Below are 20915 nucleotides of genomic sequence, written 5' to 3'. Positions count from 1 at the left end.
GTTATAAACCTTTCGATGTAAAAATGAATTTTCTTTGTCGGTAAAGCTGATTAAATGTATTTGCATCTAATTTCTGTATTTCTGGTATTCTTCCAAGATTTTTAGCGGCATTCACTGCCGAAGTATCAAATGCAGCATTACCACTGCTACGACTGACAGTTACATTGGTAATAGTTCCATCAGGTAACATCTGAATCATTAACTCTACGGTAGTACCTGGTACAGGATTACCTAATTCAGTCCAATTTTCTTGTACTAAGCGTTTAATCAAATCATCAATACTACCTACTACTTGACTACCTGCTTGATCGCCTTTAGTAGCCGCATGTTCTACTTTATCGCCTAATAGATCTGCAAGTGCAGCCGCCTCTTTATCTTCTTGAGCCTTTCGTGCTGCTGCGTCAGCTTTGGCCTTTGCATCTGCTGCCGCTTTCTTTTTCGATTCTGCATCGGCTTTCGCTTTGTCAGCTTTTGCCTTTTCTGCTTTCGCTTTTTCATCCGCTTGTTTCTTAGCAGCCGCTGCTTTCGCTTTAGCATCTGCTACTTTTTTTGCTTCAGCATCAGCCTTTGCCTTATCTGCCTTAGCTTGATCTGCTTTAACCTTCTCTTCAGCTTGCTTTTTAGCAGCAGCTTCTGCTTTTGCTTTGGCTTGCTGTTCTGCTATTTTCTTTTGTTCTTCACGTTGAGTTGCTGTTTGATCATCTTTTGATAAGGGTGCTTTAGTTTTTGCTGCTTCACCTGCTAACTTTTCTGAGGTTTGCGTGGTAGCAGGGCTTTTTGAGTTTATCTCATATAAGGTAGCTACCATTGTGGGTTTAGCCGCAGGAATATCAGGATGATTTGTCCAACCAATAAAAAAACCAGCCAATACTAGCACATGAACTACCACAGCTAATATGATAGGGATAGTGTAGTTTTCTGATGAAATGAAACGCTTAGCCATTAGGAGACTCTGTTATCAATCCAACATTGCTAACGCCTGCTTGTTGTAAAGCTGACATAGCTGCCATCACTAATCCATAACTCGCTGTTTTGTCACCACGAATAAATACTTGGCTACCTGCATTGCCTGGTGCAGTAATAATTTTAGTCACTTGGCTAGTCATATCTTGCAATGAAATTGCTTTGTTACCAGCCCCTGTATTATCTACTCCCTCACCATAGGAAAGGTAGTAGGTACTGTCTGCTTTCACTGATACAGTAAGAATCTTCTGCTTTGTATCAGAAGGTAGTGGTTCACTGGTTACTTTTGGTAAGTCGACCTTTACCCCTTGGTTTAACATGGGTGCAGTTACCATAAAAATAACTAATAGCACTAACATTACATCAATGTAAGGTACTACATTCATCTCAGCAACAGGTTTGCGCTTATTACGTCTAGACACCTTATTATGCCTCTTTAGTCGTTAAATGAATGCACTTTACGGTGTAAGATAGCTTGGAACTCTTCTGCAAAAGTTTCATAGCGCCCTAACAAAGTTTCTGATCGTGCTGCAAATCGGTTATAACCTATTACCGCAGGAATAGCAGCAAATAAACCAATCGCTGTGGCAATTAAAGCTTCTGCAATACCTGGTGCAACCGTAGAAAGTGTTGCCTGTTGTACATTCGCTAATCCCATAAAGGCGTGCATAATACCCCAAACAGTACCAAACAAACCCACATAAGGGCTAGTTGAACCAACAGTTGCCAAGAACGGTAAGTGGTTTTGTAACTTCTCTTCTTCTCTTGCAATAGCCACTCGCATTGCTCGTTGAGTACCTACCGTAATTGCATCTGGTTCCATACCTGGTAATTGGCTTAACCGTGAGAACTCTTTAAAACCCGATTTAAAAACTTGCTCAACCCCACAATCAGGATCTGGGTTAGCAGTAACTTGACGATAGAGTTTTGATAGATCCATGCCAGACCAAAACTGATCTTCAAACTCATCTAAGCCTTTTTTAGCTGTATTCATTACTTTACTGCGTTGGAAAATAATAATCCACGACAGTAATGAAGCCGCTAATAATGCCAACATAATTAATTGCACAACCCAAGTAGCTTGGGTAACTAAACCCCACACAGACATATCATGAACAGTTGGCTGCACGGTTATCTCCTACACATATTCAATAATTAATTTAAGAATTTATCTATAAAACCAGCAGGCAAAGGTTTACTTTTAAAAAGAACTTTATCGATTAAAGTAAGCCTAATATCCCCCTCACAAAGCAATAGTTTCTCTCCATTTGCAAGTTTTCTATAAACTTGTTGGAAAAATACAAAACTTGCTCTTCTTACTTCCTTAATAGTAGCTGTTACTAATAACTCATCATCCAATCTACCAGGCGCTACATAACGTAATGAAGCAGAATGCACAACAAACAATAAATCCTCTTTAGCTAATTCGTGTTGAGAATAACCAAAACTGCGTAACCACTCAGTGCGCACTCGCTCCATAAACTTTAAATAATTGCTATGGTAAATGACGCCTCCCGCATCTGTATCCTCATAATAAACACGATATACCTGACTAAAAACTGGATTATTATTGTCACTTTGCATTTTTAAAAAAACCGTAATTTTAGTAATGAATAAAAATAAATTATTAGAATGCTATTTTACTCATTAAATAGATCAGGAGTAGAGGATTCAACCATTTTCTTAGGAATATTTAAACCAAAATGTAAATAAGCATGTCGAGTTACCATCCGACCACGCGGGGTACGCATAATAAATCCCTGCTGAATTAGATAGGGCTCTAAAACATCTTCAATGGTATTGCGTTCCTCGCTAATTGCTGCCGCTAAGTTATCTAAGCCAACAGGGCCACCATCAAATTTATCAATCATGGTTAGCATTAATCGCCTATCTAAATGATCAAAACCACGCTCATCCACATCGAGCATATTAAGTGCTTGATCTGCCATATATTTTGTAATAATTCCTTGCCCTTTGACTTGAGCATAATCACGTACCCGACGTAAAATTCTATTGGCTATACGTGGCGTTCCTCTAGAACGTCTGGCAATTTCATGAGAACCTTCTGGTTCAATAGGAATACCAAGAATCTTGGCAGAACGAGCTACGATAGTGGCTAGATCAGCAATATCATAAAACTCTAAGCGCTGTACTATACCAAACCTGTCCCTTAAAGGGTTAGTTAACATGCCTGCTCTTGTGGTAGCCCCTACCAAGGTAAAAGGCGGTAAATCTAACTTAATAGAGCGTGCCGCAGGCCCCTCACCTATCATAATATCCAACTGGAAATCTTCCATAGCAGGATAAAGCACTTCTTCCACCACAGGTGAAAGCCGATGAATTTCATCCACGAACAGCACATCGCCCGGTTCTAAATTGGTTAATAAAGCCGCTAAATCGCCTGCTTTTTCTAGTACAGGACCAGAAGTACTTTTAACAGAAACACCCATTTCATTAGCAATAATATTGGCTAGTGTCGTTTTGCCTAAACCAGGAGGGCCAAAAATTAATGTATGATCTAACGATTCTTGTCTACCTCTTGCCGCTTTAATAAACAATTCCATTTGTTCGCGTACTACTTTTTGACCTATATAATCCGATAAAGTAAGCGGACGAATGGCACGATCTTGTTGATCTTCACGATCTCGAGCACCAGCAGCTAATATGCGATCAGGCTCTATCATAACTAACCTTTACCTTTTAATGCTCGACGAATTAATTCTTCGCTGGTTAACTCATCCTTATTTTCTACTGCTGCTACAGCACGGCTGGCTTCCTGTGGTTTATAACCTAACGCAATTAAAGCACTTACTGCATCCATTTCAGCATTAGATGCTGGATTTGTCATCGCTACTTCAGCCGATAATGGAGTGGTTGCTTCTGTGCCACCTTCCCAAGCCTTAAAGCGATCCCTTAACTCAATTAATAATCGTTCTGCCGTTTTCTTACCCACCCCAGGCACTTTTACAAGGGCAGCAGTATTTTGCTGGCGAACAGTTTCTATCATTTCATTAACAGATAAGGTAGACATTAATGCTAATGCTAACTTAGGGCCAACACCGTTGAGTCTTATAAGTTCACGAAATAGCTCACGCTCTTTCTTTTCATAAAAGCCATATAATAAATGAGCATCTTCACGCACCACTTGATGAATATGCAATGTGACTTTTTCATCAATATTAGGAAGCTGATAATAGGTACTCATAGGTACTTCTACAGCATAACCCACACCATTTACATCTATTAATAGATGGGGCGGTTGCTTTTCAGCTAAAATACCCTGTAAACGACCTATCAAAATAAACCTCTTACTATAAAAAACTAATGACTAATAATATTATTTATAAGCTAACTAAGTAGGATATAAGGTACTATTGCCACAAGATAGCTACACAAAACTTATAAACCCTATAGTCTACCCTTTTATAGAGTTATTACAACTGACCTTTTGATAAATATAAATAATTTTTTAAGCGATAAATAGATATTTTATTTAATTAAGGTATTTTTTTAGAAATCGAAAATCTTATAGAAAAGAACATGCAATTAGAGCTATTGTTTTTCTTATTCTTATAATGATAAACGTAACCGACCACGTCTTCTTTTGGCTTTTTCTAAGCCTAGTGGAATTAAGGTTTGCCTATGATGAGCGTGGCATAAAGCAATAGCTAATGCATCAGAAGCATCCACTTGTGGACGTTTTTCTAATTTCAGTAAATGCATCACCATTAACATTACTTGTTCTTTGTCTGCTGCCCCAGAGCCCGTCACTGTCTTTTTAACTTGTCTTGCACTATATTCAGCTATATCCAAGCCTTCTTCAGCACCTGCTACAATGGCGGCACCTCGGGCTTGCCCTAATTTAAGTGCTGAGTCAGCACTTTTAGCCATAAAAACTTGCTCAATACCCATAGTAGTAGGCTGGTAGGTTTGAATAACCTCACGCACACCACGAAATATAGTTTGTAATTTATCTGCTAAGTTTCCTTCAGGAGTTCGAATACAACCAGAGGCAATATACTCTACCTTTTGGCCTACTTGCCTAATCACCCCAAAGCCAGTAATGCGTGACCCAGGGTCAATCCCTAAAATAATTGTCACGCTACTACCTCTCTATCTCTCTTTATAGAGCTGTTGCTATACGGTTTTAAACGAGGTGGATGGCTGAAGAAAGTACAACTAGTACGGCAAAGCCATTCAACGACGTATAAAAATATAGGGCAATAGCTATACAACAATTAGTCGCCCAATTGCTCCATAATTTCATCCGCAATATTGGCATTAGAATAAACATTTTGTACATCGTCTAAATCTTCTAATGCATCAATTAAGCGCATAATCTTTTGTGCAGAATCTACATCTGTTAAATCAGCTTCTGTGGTAGCGATCATCGCCACCTCAGCATTTGCTGGTGTATAACCTGCCTCAACCAATGCTTCTTTAACAGAAATAAAATCTTGGAAGGTAGTAAATACATCTACAGAACCATCATCATTAGTTACTACATCATCAGCACCCGCTTCTAATGCAACATCTAATAATTTCTCTTCGTCTACACCTGACTCATAGGAGATTTGGCCTTTACGCTCAAATAAATAAGCTACAGAACCATCAGTACCTAAATTACCACCTGCTTTACTAAAAGCGTGGCGTACTTCTGCTGCGGTACGATTACGATTATCCGTCATAGCTTCCACAAAAATAGCCACCCCGTTAGGGCCATAGCCCTCATAGGTTAACTCTTCCATGTTTTCAGCTTCGTTAGTACCTGCCCCACGAGCAATAGCACGATCAATGGTGTCCCGTGTCATATTCACAGCTAATGCTTTGTCAACGGCTAAACGAAGACGTGGATTATCAGCAGGAACACCACCGCCTTGGCTGGCAGCTACTGTCAATTCTCGAATAACCTTGGTAAAAATTTTACCGCGCTTAGCGTCTTGGCGACCCTTGCGGTGTTTAATGTTGGCCCATTTGGAATGTCCAGCCATACACAACTCCGTATTTTTATCTGTTTAAAAATGAATGTGTTACTAAAATAGTACCACAAATTAAAGCTTAGAACCTATCGCAGTAGGCGCAATTGTTGCAGTCAGTTTGTACAGGAACAGCGCGGAAAAACCGCAGCATACACTTAGTATGTGAGGATTTTGAGCACTGCTCTCGTTCAAAATGACAAATAAAATAGCCTAATGAGGTAGGCTCTTAATTAGTTTGCCCTTCTGGCTTTGGTTGCTCACGTAAGCGAATATGTAACTCACGTAAGGCTTTCGCATCTACTAAACCTGGTGCATCAGTCATTAAATCAGCCGCACTTTGGGTTTTAGGGAAGGCTATCACTTCGCGAATCGAACTAGAGTCAGTCATTAACATCACTAAACGATCTAGACCAAACGCTAAACCGCCATGTGGAGGCGCACCATATTTTAATGCATCTAATAAGAAGCCAAATTTCTCTTGTTGCTCTTCTTCACTAATTCCTAATACACGGAATACAGATTGTTGCATTTCCTTATTATGGATACGAATAGAACCACCACCTAGCTCAACACCATTTAGCACCATATCATAAGCTCTAGACAGGGCAGCTAAAGGATTAGCTTCTAACTCTTCGGCACTGCAACTTGGTGCAGTAAATGGATGGTGTAAAGCGCTAACACTGCCATCATCATTTTCTTCAAACATTGGGAAATCAATCACCCACATTGGCGCCCACTTACAGGTTAATAGGTCTAAATCCTCACCTAAACGCACCCGTAATGCACCTAAAGCATCACTTACAATTTTTGCTTTATCTGCACCAAAGAATACAATATCACCATCAACCGCACCAACACGATCTAGAATATTGTTTAAGTTCTCTATTGGGATATTCTTCACAATAGGCGATTGTAAGCCTTCAGCTCCTTTTGCACGCTCATTAACCTTAATATAAGCTAAACCTTTCGCGCCATAAATGCCTACAAACTTAGTGTACTCATCAATACGACTGCGAGGCATACTAGCACCGTTTGGTACACGTAAAGCAGTTACTCGCGCTTTAGGATCATTAGCAGGGCCAGCAAATACTTTAAACTCTACATCCTTTAATTGATCAGCAACATCTACTAACTCTAAAGGATTACGTAAATCTGGCTTATCTGAACCATAGCGACGCATAGCTTCTGCATAAGTCATTCGTGGTAATTCAGCGAACTCTATATTTAATACTTCTTTAAAGAGTTTACGGATCATACCCTCAGTAATTTGCATGATATCGTTTTCATCTAGAAAGCTAGTCTCAATATCAATCTGCGTAAATTCTGGTTGACGATCTGCCCTTAAGTCTTCATCACGGAAACACTTAGCTACTTGATAATAACGATCAAAACCAGCCACCATCAATAATTGTTTAAATAACTGTGGCGATTGCGGTAACGCAAAGAAATGACCTTGATGGGTACGGCTAGGCACTAAATAGTCACGCGCACCTTCTGGTGTAGCACGAGTTAAAATAGGCGTTTCAATATCTAAAAAACCATGTTCGTCTAAATAACGACGAATACTAGAAGTAATACTTGCACGTAGTTTTAACTTATTAGCCATTTCTGGACGACGTAAATCTAAGAAACGATAGCGTAAACGTGTTTCTTCACTTACTTCTGAATAATCGTCCAATACAAATGGAGGTGTTTCAGCGGCATTAAGCACTTCTAGCTCATAGCCTAAAATCTCAATTTCACCTGAAGCAAGATTAGTATTCACAGTACCTGCTGGACGTGGGCGTACTTTACCAGTTACTTTCACTACATATTCATTACGTACACGGTCAGCCTTAGCAAAAGTTTCTTCACGATCAGGGTCAAATACCACCTGAGCTAGACCTTCACGATCACGCACGTCAAAGAAAATCACCCCACCATGATCACGGCGACGGTGAACCCAACCACAAATAGTAACTTCTTGGCCTTCTAAACTCTTATTTAATTGCCCGCAATAGTGACTGCGCATCATAAACTTTCGCTTCTCTTTAATTAACTATAGATTCTAATATGTTGATTACCTGAGAATAAACCACTCAAATAATAATATCCTGTTGTTATCGCTTATTTTACAGCATAAAATCTGCTAAAAAGGATAACTTAAACTAAAAATAATTATAAACGAGTAATTATATACCTTTTTATGGTCAGGATTATAGACCTTACGATGAAAAGTCATTACCCCACTCCCTTATTGAGCAAATCTCTTTGCTTATCTTCACCAAAAACATATTATGGTACACAACTTTTAAAGGAATAATTTTTATGAGTCCTATTACTCATTTTTTAGTTGGTTGGGCTTGCTTTGAACCTAGTCTAAAAAATAACCGTGATAAAGCAATAGTGTGTTTAGCAGGATTAGTTCCTGATCTGGATGGTATAGGTATTGTTGTTGATTTTAGTACTCGACTAATAGGCCTCCCAGAAACCAACTTCTACCAGAATTTTCATAGGCTCTATGGGCATGGTATTGCAGCTGCGAATATTCACCTATAGGTTTACTATCTAAACGCACAGACAGGATAGTTATTAAAGTCTTAAGAAAATGGCGATATCAATTATTTAAAGAAAAATTTGAATAGTTGATTTAACTATGAAAATATAGGGCAGTTATAGATACTGCCCTATATACACAATTATTTCACATAAGTAAGCCAATGCTCATATTTGCTATTTTTACCACTTACAATATCAAAAAAGCGTTGTTGGATTTCTTTAGTAATAGGTCCTCTTGAACCTTGCCCAAGTTGCCGTTGATCTAGCTCTCGAATTGGTGTTACTTCTGCGGCAGTACCTGTAAAGAAAGCCTCATCAGCACAATAAACTTCATCACGGGTAATACGTTTTTCAATAACTTGTAATCCCATATCACTCGCAATAGTCATTACTGTATCACGGGTAATGCCCTCCAATGCTACGGTTGCATCTGGTGTATAAAGCTTACCATTTCGTACAATAAATATATTTTCACCTGAGCCTTCGGCTACATAACCACTCGCATCTAACAATAAGGCTTCATCATAACCATCACTGGTTGCTTCCATATTAGCCATAATGGAATTTAGATAGTTACCATTCGCTTTGGCCTTGCACATGGTTATATTTACATGATGTCGGGTAAAAGAACTGGTTCTAATGCGAATACCTTTTTGCATTCCTTCTTCACCCAAATACGCACCCCAAGCCCAAGCAGCAACAATTACATTTACATCATTAACGGCAGGGGCTACCCCTAACTTTTCTGAACCATAAAAAGCCATTGGACGGAAATAGCAAGATTGCAATTTGTTGGCTTTTACCACATCAATATGTGCTTGATTAATAATGTCTTTATCAAATGGCAGTTTCATTCTGACAATATGAGCAGAATTAAAAAAACGATTTGTATGATCATGTAAGCGAAAAATTGCTGGTCCGTTAGCCGTTTGATAAGCACGTACACCTTCAAAAACACCCATACCATAATGTAATGTGTGAGTCAGCACATGGGTCTGTGCATCGCGCCAGTCAACTAACTTATTGTTATACCAGATAAGTCCATCTCTATCTGCCATCGACATTTTATTGTTCTCCTAGTAATAAATATCAAGAATATATTTCTATTAGAGATTATTAAATCAAATAGTTCTATAAAACAACTCCATATTAATAATAAGCTACCTATAATAAAAGCATTTAATTACAATCGACTCGTCAAATAATCAATAAAACATTGAACTTTGGCGGGTAAAAGACGTGTTTCAGTAACCACATAAACAGGGGATGGCGCCAATTTCCATTCAGGTAATATTTGTTTTAAATTTCCTGCTAATAAATCTGCTCGTACAACTTCTTCTGCTAATAAAGCAATACCCATATTTAAAGCAGCTAGCCTACAAGACATACCAACACTATTTAGTGTAAAACGGCCACCAACTCTGACTTCTAGTTTTTCTTGTTTACGCTGTAATACCCATATATGGCTATTTGCTTTAGCTGTCATGCAAATACAATCATGTAAACTCAACTCTTTAGGATGTAAAGGCTCACCTGCCCGTTTTAAATAATCAGGCGAAGCATATAATCCCATAGGTAAGCTAGCCACTTGTCTTGCAATTAAATTTGAATCTGGTAGATGACCTATACGAATAGCCATATCTAAAGGCTCAGAAACTAAATCTGCTTTTCTTGGTGTTAACTCAAAGTCAAAACTAATTTCTGGATATTTATTAGCAAAATTTACAATAATCGGTACTAGGTAATTACTAGCAAAGTCGGTAGGAAGTGAAACCCTGAGCTTGCCACTAGGTCTTTGGCTCATATCCGCTAATTGTTCATGAGCTGACTGTACATCTGCCATAATATTTTTACAGCGCTCAAAATAGTTACGTCCTGCTTCCGTCAGCTCTATTTTACGGGTTGTACGATGTAATAAACGTAATCCAATGTCTTGCTCTAATTCAGCGATTTTGCGTGATAAGGTGGAGTTCGGTATTCCTAACACCTCAGCAGCTCGCCTAAACCCTTTAGCTTTAACCACCTCAACAAATAACCCTATATTTGCTAAACGTTCCATTACAATGCTCCATATATGGATCAATCATTTCTATTTTAGCCTATTTATTCCAATTTAAAAATAAACTACAGTAGTTGCAATTAACCTTAGGAGAATATTATGAATTCTTTATTTAATACGGTAAAAATTGGACCTTATAATCTAAAAAATAGATTAGTAATGGCTCCTATGACACGTGCACGAGCAGATAATAACGGTGTACCTACAGACTTAGTAACTACCTATTATGCACAAAGAGCTTCGGCTGGTTTAATTATCAGTGAATGTGTATACCCTTCAGCAATGGGTAAAGGCTACATTCGTAGTCCTGGTATTTGTAATGAACAGCAGGTAGCTGCTTGGAAAAAGGTTACAGATGTTGTACATGCCAAAGGTGGCCTTATATTTATGCAAATTAATCATTGTGGCCGCATTTCACACCCTTCATTGTTACCTAATAAAGCAACACCTGTGGCTCCATCAGCCATTAAACCAGCAGGGCAAAGTTGGACAGATGCAGGCTTGCAAGATTTTGTAACGCCCCATGAACTGACAGAGACGGAAATAAAACAGGTTATTAATGAATATCGCCAAGCTACCAAGTTAGCCTTACAAGCAGGTTTTGATGGTGTTGAATTACATGCAGCCTCAGGCTATTTGGCAGAACAGTTTTTATCATCTGGCAGTAATCAACGCCAAGATAATTATGGTGGTTCTGTAGAAAATCGTTGTCGCTTTGTTATAGAAACATTACAAGCAATGATTGCAGAAGCAGGCAGTAATCGTGTAGGTATTAAAATATCACCTGAAATGAACTTTAATGATATCCATGATGATAATCCACAACAAACCTACAGTTATTTAGTTAAGCAAATTAATCCACTTAATCTTGCTTATTTGCATGTAGCTCTTTTTGGTACACCTGTAGATTATCATGGTTTACTAAAGCCATTATTTGATAATGCTTATTTAATAGGCTCTGGTTTAACCAAAGAAACGGCTCAAAATTATATCGCTAACAATCAAGCAGATGCGGTGGTATTCGGTAGTGCTTTCTTAGCCAATCCTGATTTACCAGAACGCTTTAAACAGAATGCAGCTTTAAATACACCAGACAAAGATACTTTCTACAGCGGTGGCGCTGAGGGTTACATTGATTATCCAACCTTAGGATAACAAGCAAAAACTCCTCTAACTTTAAAATACTATAGAGTTAGAGGAGTAGGATTATCCAGTAACTTTTGGTAAATTAAATAATCTTCTTCACCAAAACAACAAAATATAACACATTGTAAAGTATTATTATTTTTTAAAAACTCTTTAACAGTATGCACGGCTATTTCTGCTGCCTGTAATTTTGGATAATGATAAATACCTGTACTAATACAAGGAAAAGCTACACTTTCTAACTTATTATCCAAAGCTATCTGTAGACTATTTCTATAACAACTGGCTAACAATTCAGCTTCATTATGTTGGCCACCTTGCCATACAGGCCCCACGGTATGAATAATATATTGAGCAGGTAAATTATAACCTTTAGTGATTTTAGCCTGTCCTGTTTTACAACCACCCAGTAAGCGGCACTCATGTAGCAACTCTTTACCTGCTGCTCTATGGATTGCACCATCTACTCCGCCACCACCCAGTAAAGAACTATTGGCTGTATTAACAATAGCATCGACTTGTAAAGTAGTAATATCATCTTGAACAGCCGCCAGTCTTACTGTCATTTCTTTTCAGTCTCAATCAATTTTAGTGCTACTGAGTTAATGCAATAACGCAATCCTGTAGGCGGAGGCCCATCTGGAAAAACATGGCCTAAATGAGATTGGCATTCGCTACAAACCACTTCAATACGATGCATATGATGGCTAAAGTCCTCTCTTTCTTCTACTGCATCAGGTCTAATAGGCTGATAGAAACTTGGCCAACCACAACCTGCTTCAAACTGAGTAGCCGTTTCAAATAAAGGATTATCACAGGCAACACAATGATAAACACCAGGATTTTCTGGTACTTTAAAATATTTACCAGAAAACGGATGTTCTGTACCTTGCATGCGGCATACTGCAAATTGTTCAGGTGTTAATTGTGCTTGCCATTCTTCTAAAGTTTTTGGTTTTTTAGTCATAAGGTTTATAATTCCTTAGTCAGTAACTTAGTAAAATTATCAAGTATTAATGATATTCTGAAAACTTATTTAATTAAACTTAACTTATGTCTAATCATGTTTTAAAAACTCCTTGTGTTGGTCTTTGTTCCACCGTGTATGGTGATACCGTATGTCGTGGCTGTAAACGCTATGATTATGAGATAATTGACTGGAATACCTATAATGAAGAACAACAGCAATCTGTGTGGCTTCGTTTAGAAAAACTACTTGAACAAGTAATGAAAGATAAATTAATTATTACAGACCAACAACTCTTAAAAGAAAAATTAATAAAGCACAATATTCGTTTTCGCGCTAACCAATCTAGTTACTATTGGGCTTATCACTTATTGCTAAAAGGCTCACGTCTTATTAAAAATATTGACGCTTATGGTATTTGTTTAATTGCCCCTTATGATCAAGTACCTTTGTGGCAATTACGTGAACAGATTGATAGTGAATTCTTTGAAATTTCAGAGAAGCAATATAATATTTAATATCCCTTTATTAGAGATACTTATTGATTTAGCTTTCACCAAATCAATAAGCACTTATACACAACTAAATTCTATAGCTATACCCTAAGTTAAGTTGTCGTTGATTAAATCGCCCCCCTTTAGCATATTCCACATCTGCGTAAATATTGTGATTTTGCTTTAAGTTGAGGCTGCCTCCAATACCACCGCTTCGCCAATTACTTTTAAAACTATATTTATGCTTATTGCCATTTAATTTATAAGCGGTACGACCATCCATTTCACGGGTAAAATTACCTTTCAAATAAATATTAACAGGAGCTTTACCAACACTTTGATAACCTAGATTAAGACCTGCTCTACCTTGGGTGGTATTGTAGTTTTTAAGATCTACTTTAAGGCCATTACTAGCATGAATTTGATCACTGTATTGATAGCCATAGGTTGCTTGAATTTGCGGCTCTAAATATACACCTTGCTTGGCTTGGCTAAGCATAAAACGTTTACCTACTTCTAGTGAAACAGCGTAACCTTGAGTTTTACCTGTGCCTTTAACTCTTGTTCCTGCTGTATCGTTAACACTAAAGTGATTACGGGTATTATTATATTTAGCTAGTCCGTCAACATAGATACCATTGTCATGATAATAAGTTGCATAGACACCTGCATGATAGTTTTTTAAAGTGCCACTCCCTCCCTCATAGTTAGGATTACCTCTAGTAAAACCTACTACACCACCTACTATTAAGTCAGCATTGGTTAACTCTACTTTGCCATCAATACCACCTTGGGTACCTGCATAGGCCATATCAAAACCAAGTGCGCCTTGCCCACTAAATGAATTTAGTTTACCACCATAGCCTCTTATCCAAAATCCTGTATTAGTCTTTTCAGGCTGGTTCCGTAAATCACCTAGTCTTTGTAATAAGGTTTGGTTTTCAATATAGTTAGAAAGATACCCCGTATTAAAGAATCCAACACCTGCGCTTGCAGAAGTAGTTAATAATCTGCCTGCACTATAGAGCTTCCAGTTGTTTCCATCTTTAATGATTCTATAACGATAGCCACCTGCTTCAACATCATTAGCCAATGCAAAATCGCTGGCACCATCAGGGGTTTGTACTACCACAAGCTCTTCTGTACCATTAGTGGCACTGGCTCCATCATTGGCAATGAAGAGCGTATGTGAACCAGCACTACTGTCATTCACTACCAATAAATCACCCACCAAGTTAGCGATATCAGCTTGCATTATAAAATTACCTGCGCCTGATAGATTATTGGTAGTTAATGTTAAGGGAGCTGAGTATGTACTGGAATCAAACTGAACTATACCACCTGTATTATCCATAGAACCTATTGTATTATCTTGATCAAATATCCATTTGCCTGATGTGGTGAGATTAATTTCATTAACATTTTCCGTGTTACCTGTATAGATAGAATTATTATGTATGGCTAAATAAATTTTATCTGTATCGACTGTTGCTGATTTAATAATACCGTTAATCATCGTACCATTATGTAAATTAAAATAGGCCTCGCCATCACCTGTGGTTTCAAGGATTACGCCTGTGCCACTGTTAATAGTTGAGTTATCAAAATTGATAACATTATTTTTCCCTGATACGATAATTCCAGTATGATTTTCTGCTAATAAAGCACTATTTACTACATCAACATTTACATTCTGTCCTTCAAGTCTAAGTGCGTGAGCACCAGATCCAGCGGCTTGAATTTTTGAATTATTAATTAACATATTACTTGAGTTTCTAATCGAAACCGCATGGGAGTTGGTTCCTGATGTTTCAATAGTTACTTGATCTAAAGCCATTTCTGAATTAGTCAGTAAAGAAACCCCTTGCGCATTATTACCACTTGTTTTAATACTTGTATTAGTAATATTGGCATTTGAATTAACTTGAACAATTACTCCTGATGCACTTGTACCTTTAGTAGTAATCTGAGCATTACTCATCGACATTTGAGCATTGTCTCTTATTTCAGCACCATAGCCTGTGCTTTGCTCTGTCTCTATGTTAACGTTATCAGCTATAATTGTAGCCATAGCGCCACTAGTACTGTCTTTTCCTTGAGCAAAAAGAGCATTTGTGCCATATGCTAAGGTGTTTATATTGACATCTTTTAATTCAACATAGCCACCATTCTGGGCAAATACCCCATGATTACGAGCACTTTGCACAATAATATCGGTTTTTTCAACAAGCACTGTTGATACGCCATTAACATCACTACCTGTTGCCCAAATACCATGCGTATGATCTGCCACAGCAGCAGATGTCACAGGTATAGCTGCATTAACAAAAATAGTACTGTCTGATAAAGTAATTTTACCACCATTTGCTACATAAGCAGCCGCAGCTTGATGGTGTTCAGTAGTCAAACTCAAATTTGAACCATTGATTTCTGAGCAGTCTGAAACCAATGCAGAATTATAGGTACCTGCATTAGTAGCTAAATAACTGTTAGTATCTAGTATGTGGGTATTACCATCATCTGCAATATGATTTGTTGCAAAACATAAGCTATTAATCAATACAATATTTATAGCAAGGGTGGAAATTACAAACTTCTTATTTATATCTTTCATAAGAATTTATCCTTACGTCTCTTTTTAAAAAAGTCATAAATAGCTGACATAATGACTCTCTAAATTATTAATCAAATGAACAAATATTCTTATCAAGTTAAAAATATAGAAGCCTTATTTAATACCTTTAAACGACCCAGATAAGAAAATTAAGCTTTGCTAAATTCGATAGCTATAACCTAAGTTAAGCTGCCGTTGATTAAACCGTCCCCCTTTTGTATATTCTGCATCTGCATAAATATTATGATTTTTGTTTAGGTTGATACTGCCTCCTATACCACCACTCTTCCAATTACTTCTAAGACTATATTTATGCTTACTGCCATTTAATTTATAAGCCGTACGACCATCCATTTCTCGCGTAAAATTACCTTTCAAATAAATATTAATGGGTGATTTCCCCATGCTCTGATAACCCAAATTAACACCTGCTCTACCTTGTGTGGAGTTGTAGTTTTTAAGGTCTACTTTGAGTCCATTGCTAGCATGCATACGATCACCGTTTTGATAGGCATAGGTAACTTGAACTTGGGGTTCTATATAGATTCCTAGCTTTGGTTGAGCCATAAAACGCTTACCCGCTTCTAGTGAAACAGAATAACCTTGCGTTTTAGCTGTACCTTTAACTCTCGTTCCCGCAGTATCATTAACACTAAAATGATTATGAGTATTGTTATATTTGACTAGTCCATCCACATAGATACCATTATTATGGTAATAAGTAGCATACATCCCTAGATGGTAGTTTTTTATGGTACCGTTACCACCATCATAGTTGGGATTACCTCGCGTAAAACCTAATACGCCCCCCACTATTAAATCTGCATTAGCCAATTCAACTTTGTTATCAATACCCCCTTGAGTTCCTACATAAGGCATATCAAAACCACGTGTTCCTTGACCACTAAATGAATTTAATTTACCGCCATAACTCCTTATCCAAAAGCCTGTATTGGTCTTTTCAGATTGATTACGTAAATCACCTAATCGTTGTAATAAGGTTTGATTTTCAATATAGTTGGACAGATAACCCGTGTTAAAGAAACCAATAGCTGCATTGGCTGTACTGGTTAATAATCTGCCTCCACTGTAGAGTATCCAATTTGTACCATCTTTAAGTAGACTGTATTCATAGCCTCCCGCCTCAACTCTATTAGTGAGTGAGAATTTACCTATACCATCAGTGGTTTCTACTACCGTTAATACTTCTGTACCATCCGTTATACTAGTGCCATTATTAGCAATAGAGATTTTATGAGAACCAGCACTATTATCTGTAACTACCAGCAAATCACCTGTTAAGTTAGCTATATCTGTTTTCATAACAAAAGTACCTGCACCTGATAAATCTTTGATAGTGAGGCTAATAGGGTTAACTGAACTGGAATTAAATTGAACTATACCCCCTGAGTTATCCATAGCAGCTATTGAGTTGTTGGTATCGAAAATCCATCTACCTAAACTAGCTAAATTAAGTTGGTTCACATTACTGGTATTACCATTTAACACTGAACTATTATTAATAGATAAATCTAAGGTACTACCTGAGGCTGCTGATGCTGTGCCATTTATTACTGTTTTGTTATCGAGATTTACCTGAGCTGTTGTAGTTGAACCTTCTACTAAAATAGCTTGGCCAATATTGCTATTAACTGTAGAACCATCAGTGAGATTTAAAGTAGAGTCACCACCATGACTAAAACAAATGGCTGTCCAATCATCTGCAATAAGGTGACTGGCAGAAATATCTATTTGATTACTTTCTAAACTGGCCAATGCTGCAGCACTTGTTCCAGATGAGTTGATAGTTGAATTCTTGACTACCAAAGATGCATTATTTACTCTTGCACCATAAGCAAGATTACCACTGGTAGTGATATTTACTTTATCAAGCTCAACGGTAGTACTTACAGCAGAAACGCCATGAGCTGCACTGCCAGTTGTATTAATTGAGCTATTAGAAGCATTTAAAAGTCCATTGCTAGCATAAAGCCCCATGCTATTAGCACCAGTAGTAGATACATTAGCATTTGCTATATCAATTTCACCTAAGTCTACTGCATGGATAGCGTATGCATTATCACCCGTAGTAATGACTGTTAGTTGATCCGCAGTAATTTTAGAACCATCTCCAGTATTACTACCCGTTCCTCGACTTAGAATGCCATACGCATAATTTCCACCTGTGCTAATGGCGGTATTGTCTTTTAAATGTATTTTCCCACCATGTTCAGCATGGACAGCAGTAATAGAGTTGTTTGCTGTAGTAATCGTACTATTACTGATAGTAATATAAGATGAGCCATGGGTTACATGCTCTCCTTGAGAATAAAGGGCATATGTCTGGCTGGCTGCAGGTGATGTGTGATTAATAGTACTATTGCTTAGATGAATCTCTCCCCCTTGCGCAGCATAAGCTACAACAGACTGAGAATGTGATGACTCAAGGTAAAGATTATCACCTGCTACAGTTGAACTGGTTGAGACAATAGCACCATTTCCCCAACCAGAATTTGTGGAATAGTAACTATCATTGCTCAGGTCATGATGATTGCCATCATTAGCAATATAATTAGTTGCTTGGCAGGTAATACTTAGAAATGAACTACTTAGAATAAAAGATAAAAATTTTGGTGTTACATTTATGATTGCCACAATACTTTGTCCTTTCCTATTAGTACAAAAAGACATAAGTAGCTGACTACTATAAAGCAACTTCCTAGCTACTTAATCCCCTCTTTCTTTTAGTAAAAGAAACAAGTGATATGTTTTATTAACAATCCTAAACAATGAATAATGCCATTATAAATTTCGATGGATAACTTTTAGTATTAAGTTTGCTAAAAACATAAATACTCATCCTATCTTTATTAGAAAAAAAACTACAACCGTTGTCTTACAGTAGCTTAAAATAAAGAATTTCTGTTGCGAGTAAAACTTGCCCTTATGAATAAATACTTACTTGACAGTAATTTTATAATAACAACTATTGACATTTTTTAAATATTACTTTTGTATGATAAACACCACTTAGTACAACGTATTGCCCATAATTTTATTATTCTATAAAACATTTTTTCTAAAATAGTTTAAACTTAGCATCTTATTACTACACTACATGCTATAGGAACGGTCATGTTAGAAAAATATGTTAAAAATATCCTAACGGCACCTGTGTATGATGTCGCTATCGAAACACCATTACAGCAAGCCCTTAATTTATCGGAAGAATTAGCTAATACTGTGCTACTAAAAAGAGAAGATTTACAACCCGTGTTCTCTTTTAAAATTCGTGGGGCATATAATAAAATTGCTCGCCTTACTGAAGAAGAAAAGGCAAAAGGTGTTATCGCTGCTTCAGCAGGTAATCATGCACAAGGAGTTGCTATTTCTGCCAAAAAATTAGGTATTAAAGCAGTTATCGTAATGCCTAAAACAACACCAGAAATTAAAGTATTGGCTGTCAAATCCTATGGTGCTCGTGTTGTTTTACATGGAGATGCATTTCCAGAATCATTAGCCCACGCTTTAAAATTAGTGGAAGAAAAAGGTTTTACTTTTGTTCATCCCTATGATGACCCTGATACTATTGCTGGCCAAGGCACTATAGCCATGGAAATTCTGCGTCAACATAATGCACCTTTAGATGCTATCTTTGTGCCTGTTGGTGGAGGCGGATTAATTGCTGGCGTAGCTGCTTATATAAAATACTTACGCCCTAAAATTAAAGTAATTGGTGTTGAACCTTGTGATTCTAACTGTCTACAAGCAGCTATGAAAGCTGGTAAACGTGTTACCTTAAACCAAGTAGGTTTATTTGCAGATGGTGTGGCAGTAACTCAAATTGGTGAAGAAACTTTTAAAATCTGTAAAAAATATGTGGATGATGTTATTACCGTAACAGCAGATGAAATATGTGCTGCCTTAAAAGATATTTATGATAATACCCGTTCAATCACAGAACCTTCTGGTGCATTGGGTGTGGCAGGCATTAAAAAATACTGTGCAGAAACAGGCGTAAAAGGTCAAACCTTAGTGGCTATTGATTCAGGTGCTAACATTAATTTTGACCGTTTACGCTATGTAGCTGAACGTGCTGAAATTGGTGAAAAACGAGAAGCTATTATTGCTGTGACCATTCCAGAAGAGCCTGGTAGCTTTAAACGTTTCTGTGAAGCATTAGGAAAACGTCAAATTACTGAATTTAACTACCGTTACAGCAGCAGTAAAGAGGCACATATTTTTGTGGGAGTTCAAACCCATCCAGAAAATGATCCACGTGATCTATTGGTTGCCTCCTTACAAGAAAAAGGTTTTCCAATCGTGGATTTAACTGATAATGAATTGGCCAAATTGCATATTCGCCATTTGGTTGGCGGTCGTAATAAAGCTATTAATAACGAGCATGTATTTCGTTTTGAGTTTCCAGAACGTCCTGGCGCATTATTCAACTTCTTAAATAAGTTAGGAGGTCGTTGGAATATTAGCATGTTCCACTACCGTAATCATGGTGCTGCAGAAGGCCGTATATTTGCTGGCTTACAAGTACCGCCAGAGGAAATGAAACAATTTAAAGAAGCGCTAAACAACATTGGTTATCCTTATTGGGATGAAACCAATAATGATGCCTACAAACTATTTTTATCCTAATTAATTCATTGCTAGCAAGTAGTCTGCACTGACTATTTGCTAGCTAGCTTTTGAATAATAGGACAGTCAGGACGATCATCACCCTGACAATGACAAACTAAATGACGCAATGTATTTGCCATTTCTTGTAAACTTTTAGCCTTTTTTTCTAAGTCGTTAATATGTTGTTGGGTAAGTCGTTTAACATCCTCACTTGCCCTATTTTTATCACGCCATAAAGCTAATAACTCCTGAATCTCACTCACAGAAAAACCTAAGTCTCTAGCACTACGTATAAAATACAGTGTTTGCACCTCATTCTCTGTATAAATCCGATACCCCGCCTCCGTTCGCTGAACAGTATTTAACAAACCTACTGTTTCGTAATAACGGATCATTTTGGCTGAAATACCAGTCTCGCTCGCAACCTGCCCTATATTCATAACCACTATACTATTCCAATTATAAAAATACTTGACCTTACCATGATGGTAATCTTTAAAATTACTCTAACATTTTTATAGAG

At 37.4% G+C, this 20915-nt stretch carries 20 protein-coding genes; 4 read left to right on the top strand and 16 right to left on the bottom strand.

Translation table 11 applies throughout. The annotated features are described in order from the left end of the window. Position 1 precedes the first annotated feature (1 nt). The 9 genes from tolA to aspS form a co-directional block, all read right to left on the bottom strand. Positions 2 to 943 (bottom strand): cell envelope integrity protein TolA, encoded by a 942-nt coding sequence (gene tolA, locus JHT90_RS02450; RefSeq protein WP_201093662.1) that lies wholly within the window; start codon positions 941 to 943, stop codon positions 2 to 4. Continuing rightward, on the bottom strand, positions 936 to 1349 hold the full coding sequence (tolR, locus tag JHT90_RS02445) for a protein TolR (RefSeq protein WP_407926488.1): 414 nt from the start codon (positions 1347 to 1349) through the stop codon (positions 936 to 938). The genes tolA and tolR overlap by 8 nt, the downstream gene beginning before the upstream one ends. Before the next feature lie 50 nt (positions 1350 to 1399). After that, complete coding sequence (gene tolQ, locus JHT90_RS02440) at positions 1400 to 2092, bottom strand: protein TolQ (protein WP_236254017.1); 693 nt, start codon at positions 2090 to 2092, stop codon at positions 1400 to 1402. Between the two features lie 26 nt (positions 2093 to 2118). Beyond that, positions 2119 to 2547, bottom strand: a complete 429-nt coding sequence (locus tag JHT90_RS02435) for a YbgC/FadM family acyl-CoA thioesterase (RefSeq protein WP_201093660.1) — start codon at positions 2545 to 2547, stop codon at positions 2119 to 2121. 56 nt (positions 2548 to 2603) lie between these two features. After that, positions 2604 to 3647: a Holliday junction branch migration DNA helicase RuvB gene (ruvB, locus tag JHT90_RS02430; protein WP_201093654.1), complete on the bottom strand. Its 1044-nt coding sequence runs from the start codon at positions 3645 to 3647 to the stop codon at positions 2604 to 2606. Between the two features lie 2 nt (positions 3648 to 3649). Further along, positions 3650 to 4261: a Holliday junction branch migration protein RuvA gene (gene ruvA, locus JHT90_RS02425; protein WP_201093645.1), complete on the bottom strand. Its 612-nt coding sequence runs from the start codon at positions 4259 to 4261 to the stop codon at positions 3650 to 3652. A 272-nt stretch (positions 4262 to 4533) separates the two neighbouring features. Further along, complete coding sequence (gene ruvC, locus JHT90_RS02420; RefSeq protein ID WP_201093643.1) at positions 4534 to 5064, bottom strand: crossover junction endodeoxyribonuclease RuvC; 531 nt, start codon at positions 5062 to 5064, stop codon at positions 4534 to 4536. 137 nt (positions 5065 to 5201) lie between these two features. After that, complete coding sequence (locus JHT90_RS02415) at positions 5202 to 5954, bottom strand: YebC/PmpR family DNA-binding transcriptional regulator (RefSeq protein ID WP_201093641.1); 753 nt, start codon at positions 5952 to 5954, stop codon at positions 5202 to 5204. 214 nt (positions 5955 to 6168) lie between these two features. Beyond that, positions 6169 to 7956: an aspartate--tRNA ligase gene (gene aspS / locus JHT90_RS02410; RefSeq protein WP_201093639.1), complete on the bottom strand. Its 1788-nt coding sequence runs from the start codon at positions 7954 to 7956 to the stop codon at positions 6169 to 6171. Positions 7957 to 8249: 293 nt separating this feature from the next. Between aspS and JHT90_RS02405 the strand changes: the two genes are divergently transcribed. Further along, positions 8250 to 8480: a hypothetical protein gene (locus tag JHT90_RS02405; RefSeq protein ID WP_201093636.1), complete on the top strand. Its 231-nt coding sequence runs from the start codon at positions 8250 to 8252 to the stop codon at positions 8478 to 8480. 140 nt (positions 8481 to 8620) lie between these two features. Here JHT90_RS02405 and JHT90_RS02400 read toward each other — a convergent pair whose 3' ends face one another. Then, positions 8621 to 9544: a branched-chain amino acid transaminase gene (locus tag JHT90_RS02400; protein ID WP_201093635.1), complete on the bottom strand. Its 924-nt coding sequence runs from the start codon at positions 9542 to 9544 to the stop codon at positions 8621 to 8623. 119 nt (positions 9545 to 9663) lie between these two features. Beyond that, a complete protein-coding gene (locus JHT90_RS02395; RefSeq protein ID WP_201093634.1) occupies positions 9664 to 10539 on the bottom strand; it encodes a LysR family transcriptional regulator in 876 nt (291 codons plus the stop codon). 99 nt (positions 10540 to 10638) lie between these two features. Between JHT90_RS02395 and JHT90_RS02390 the strand changes: the two genes are divergently transcribed. Further along, complete coding sequence (locus tag JHT90_RS02390; protein ID WP_201093632.1) at positions 10639 to 11694, top strand: alkene reductase; 1056 nt, start codon at positions 10639 to 10641, stop codon at positions 11692 to 11694. A gap of 29 nt (positions 11695 to 11723) precedes the next feature. Here the strand turns inward: JHT90_RS02390 and JHT90_RS02385 are convergent, their stop codons facing one another. Both JHT90_RS02385 and msrB read right to left on the bottom strand, forming a co-directional pair. Then, positions 11724 to 12251 carry an O-acetyl-ADP-ribose deacetylase gene (locus JHT90_RS02385; RefSeq protein ID WP_201093630.1) on the bottom strand — a complete coding sequence of 176 codons (528 nt, stop codon included), beginning with the start codon at positions 12249 to 12251 and terminating at the stop codon, positions 11724 to 11726. Continuing rightward, entirely contained in the window at positions 12248 to 12652 is a 405-nt protein-coding gene (msrB, locus tag JHT90_RS02380) for a peptide-methionine (R)-S-oxide reductase MsrB (RefSeq protein WP_201093628.1), read from the bottom strand. Before msrB ends, JHT90_RS02385 begins: the two co-directional genes overlap by 4 nt. An 86-nt stretch (positions 12653 to 12738) precedes the next feature. Here msrB and JHT90_RS02375 point away from each other — a divergent pair, with 86 nt between their 5' ends. Further along, entirely contained in the window at positions 12739 to 13170 is a 432-nt protein-coding gene (locus JHT90_RS02375; RefSeq protein WP_201093626.1) for a DUF1289 domain-containing protein, read from the top strand. Between the two features lie 64 nt (positions 13171 to 13234). On the opposite strand, the gene JHT90_RS02370 is transcribed toward JHT90_RS02375, so the two are convergent. Together JHT90_RS02370 and JHT90_RS02365 are read right to left on the bottom strand one after the other, a co-directional pair. Beyond that, the gene (locus JHT90_RS02370; protein ID WP_201093625.1) at positions 13235 to 15760 is read right to left on the bottom strand and encodes an autotransporter outer membrane beta-barrel domain-containing protein; all 2526 of its coding nucleotides are present in this window, start codon (positions 15758 to 15760) and stop codon (positions 13235 to 13237) included. A gap of 159 nt (positions 15761 to 15919) precedes the next feature. Beyond that, positions 15920 to 18415, bottom strand: a complete 2496-nt coding sequence (locus tag JHT90_RS02365; RefSeq protein ID WP_201093624.1) for an autotransporter outer membrane beta-barrel domain-containing protein — start codon at positions 18413 to 18415, stop codon at positions 15920 to 15922. Between the two features lie 480 nt (positions 18416 to 18895). Between JHT90_RS02365 and ilvA the strand changes: the two genes are divergently transcribed. Continuing rightward, positions 18896 to 20410, top strand: a complete 1515-nt coding sequence (ilvA, locus tag JHT90_RS02360; protein ID WP_201093623.1) for a threonine ammonia-lyase, biosynthetic — start codon at positions 18896 to 18898, stop codon at positions 20408 to 20410. A gap of 32 nt (positions 20411 to 20442) precedes the next feature. Here the strand turns inward: ilvA and cueR are convergent, their stop codons facing one another. Then, complete coding sequence (gene cueR / locus JHT90_RS02355; RefSeq protein ID WP_201093622.1) at positions 20443 to 20832, bottom strand: Cu(I)-responsive transcriptional regulator; 390 nt, start codon at positions 20830 to 20832, stop codon at positions 20443 to 20445. Positions 20833 to 20915: the final 83 nt, after the last annotated feature.

The organism is Entomomonas asaccharolytica (genome assembly GCF_016653615.1).
Classification (GTDB): Bacteria; Pseudomonadota; Gammaproteobacteria; order Pseudomonadales; family Pseudomonadaceae; genus Entomomonas; species Entomomonas asaccharolytica.
The sequence above is the reverse complement of the archived record's forward strand: the minus strand, read 5'-3'. Positions and strand labels throughout refer to the sequence as shown.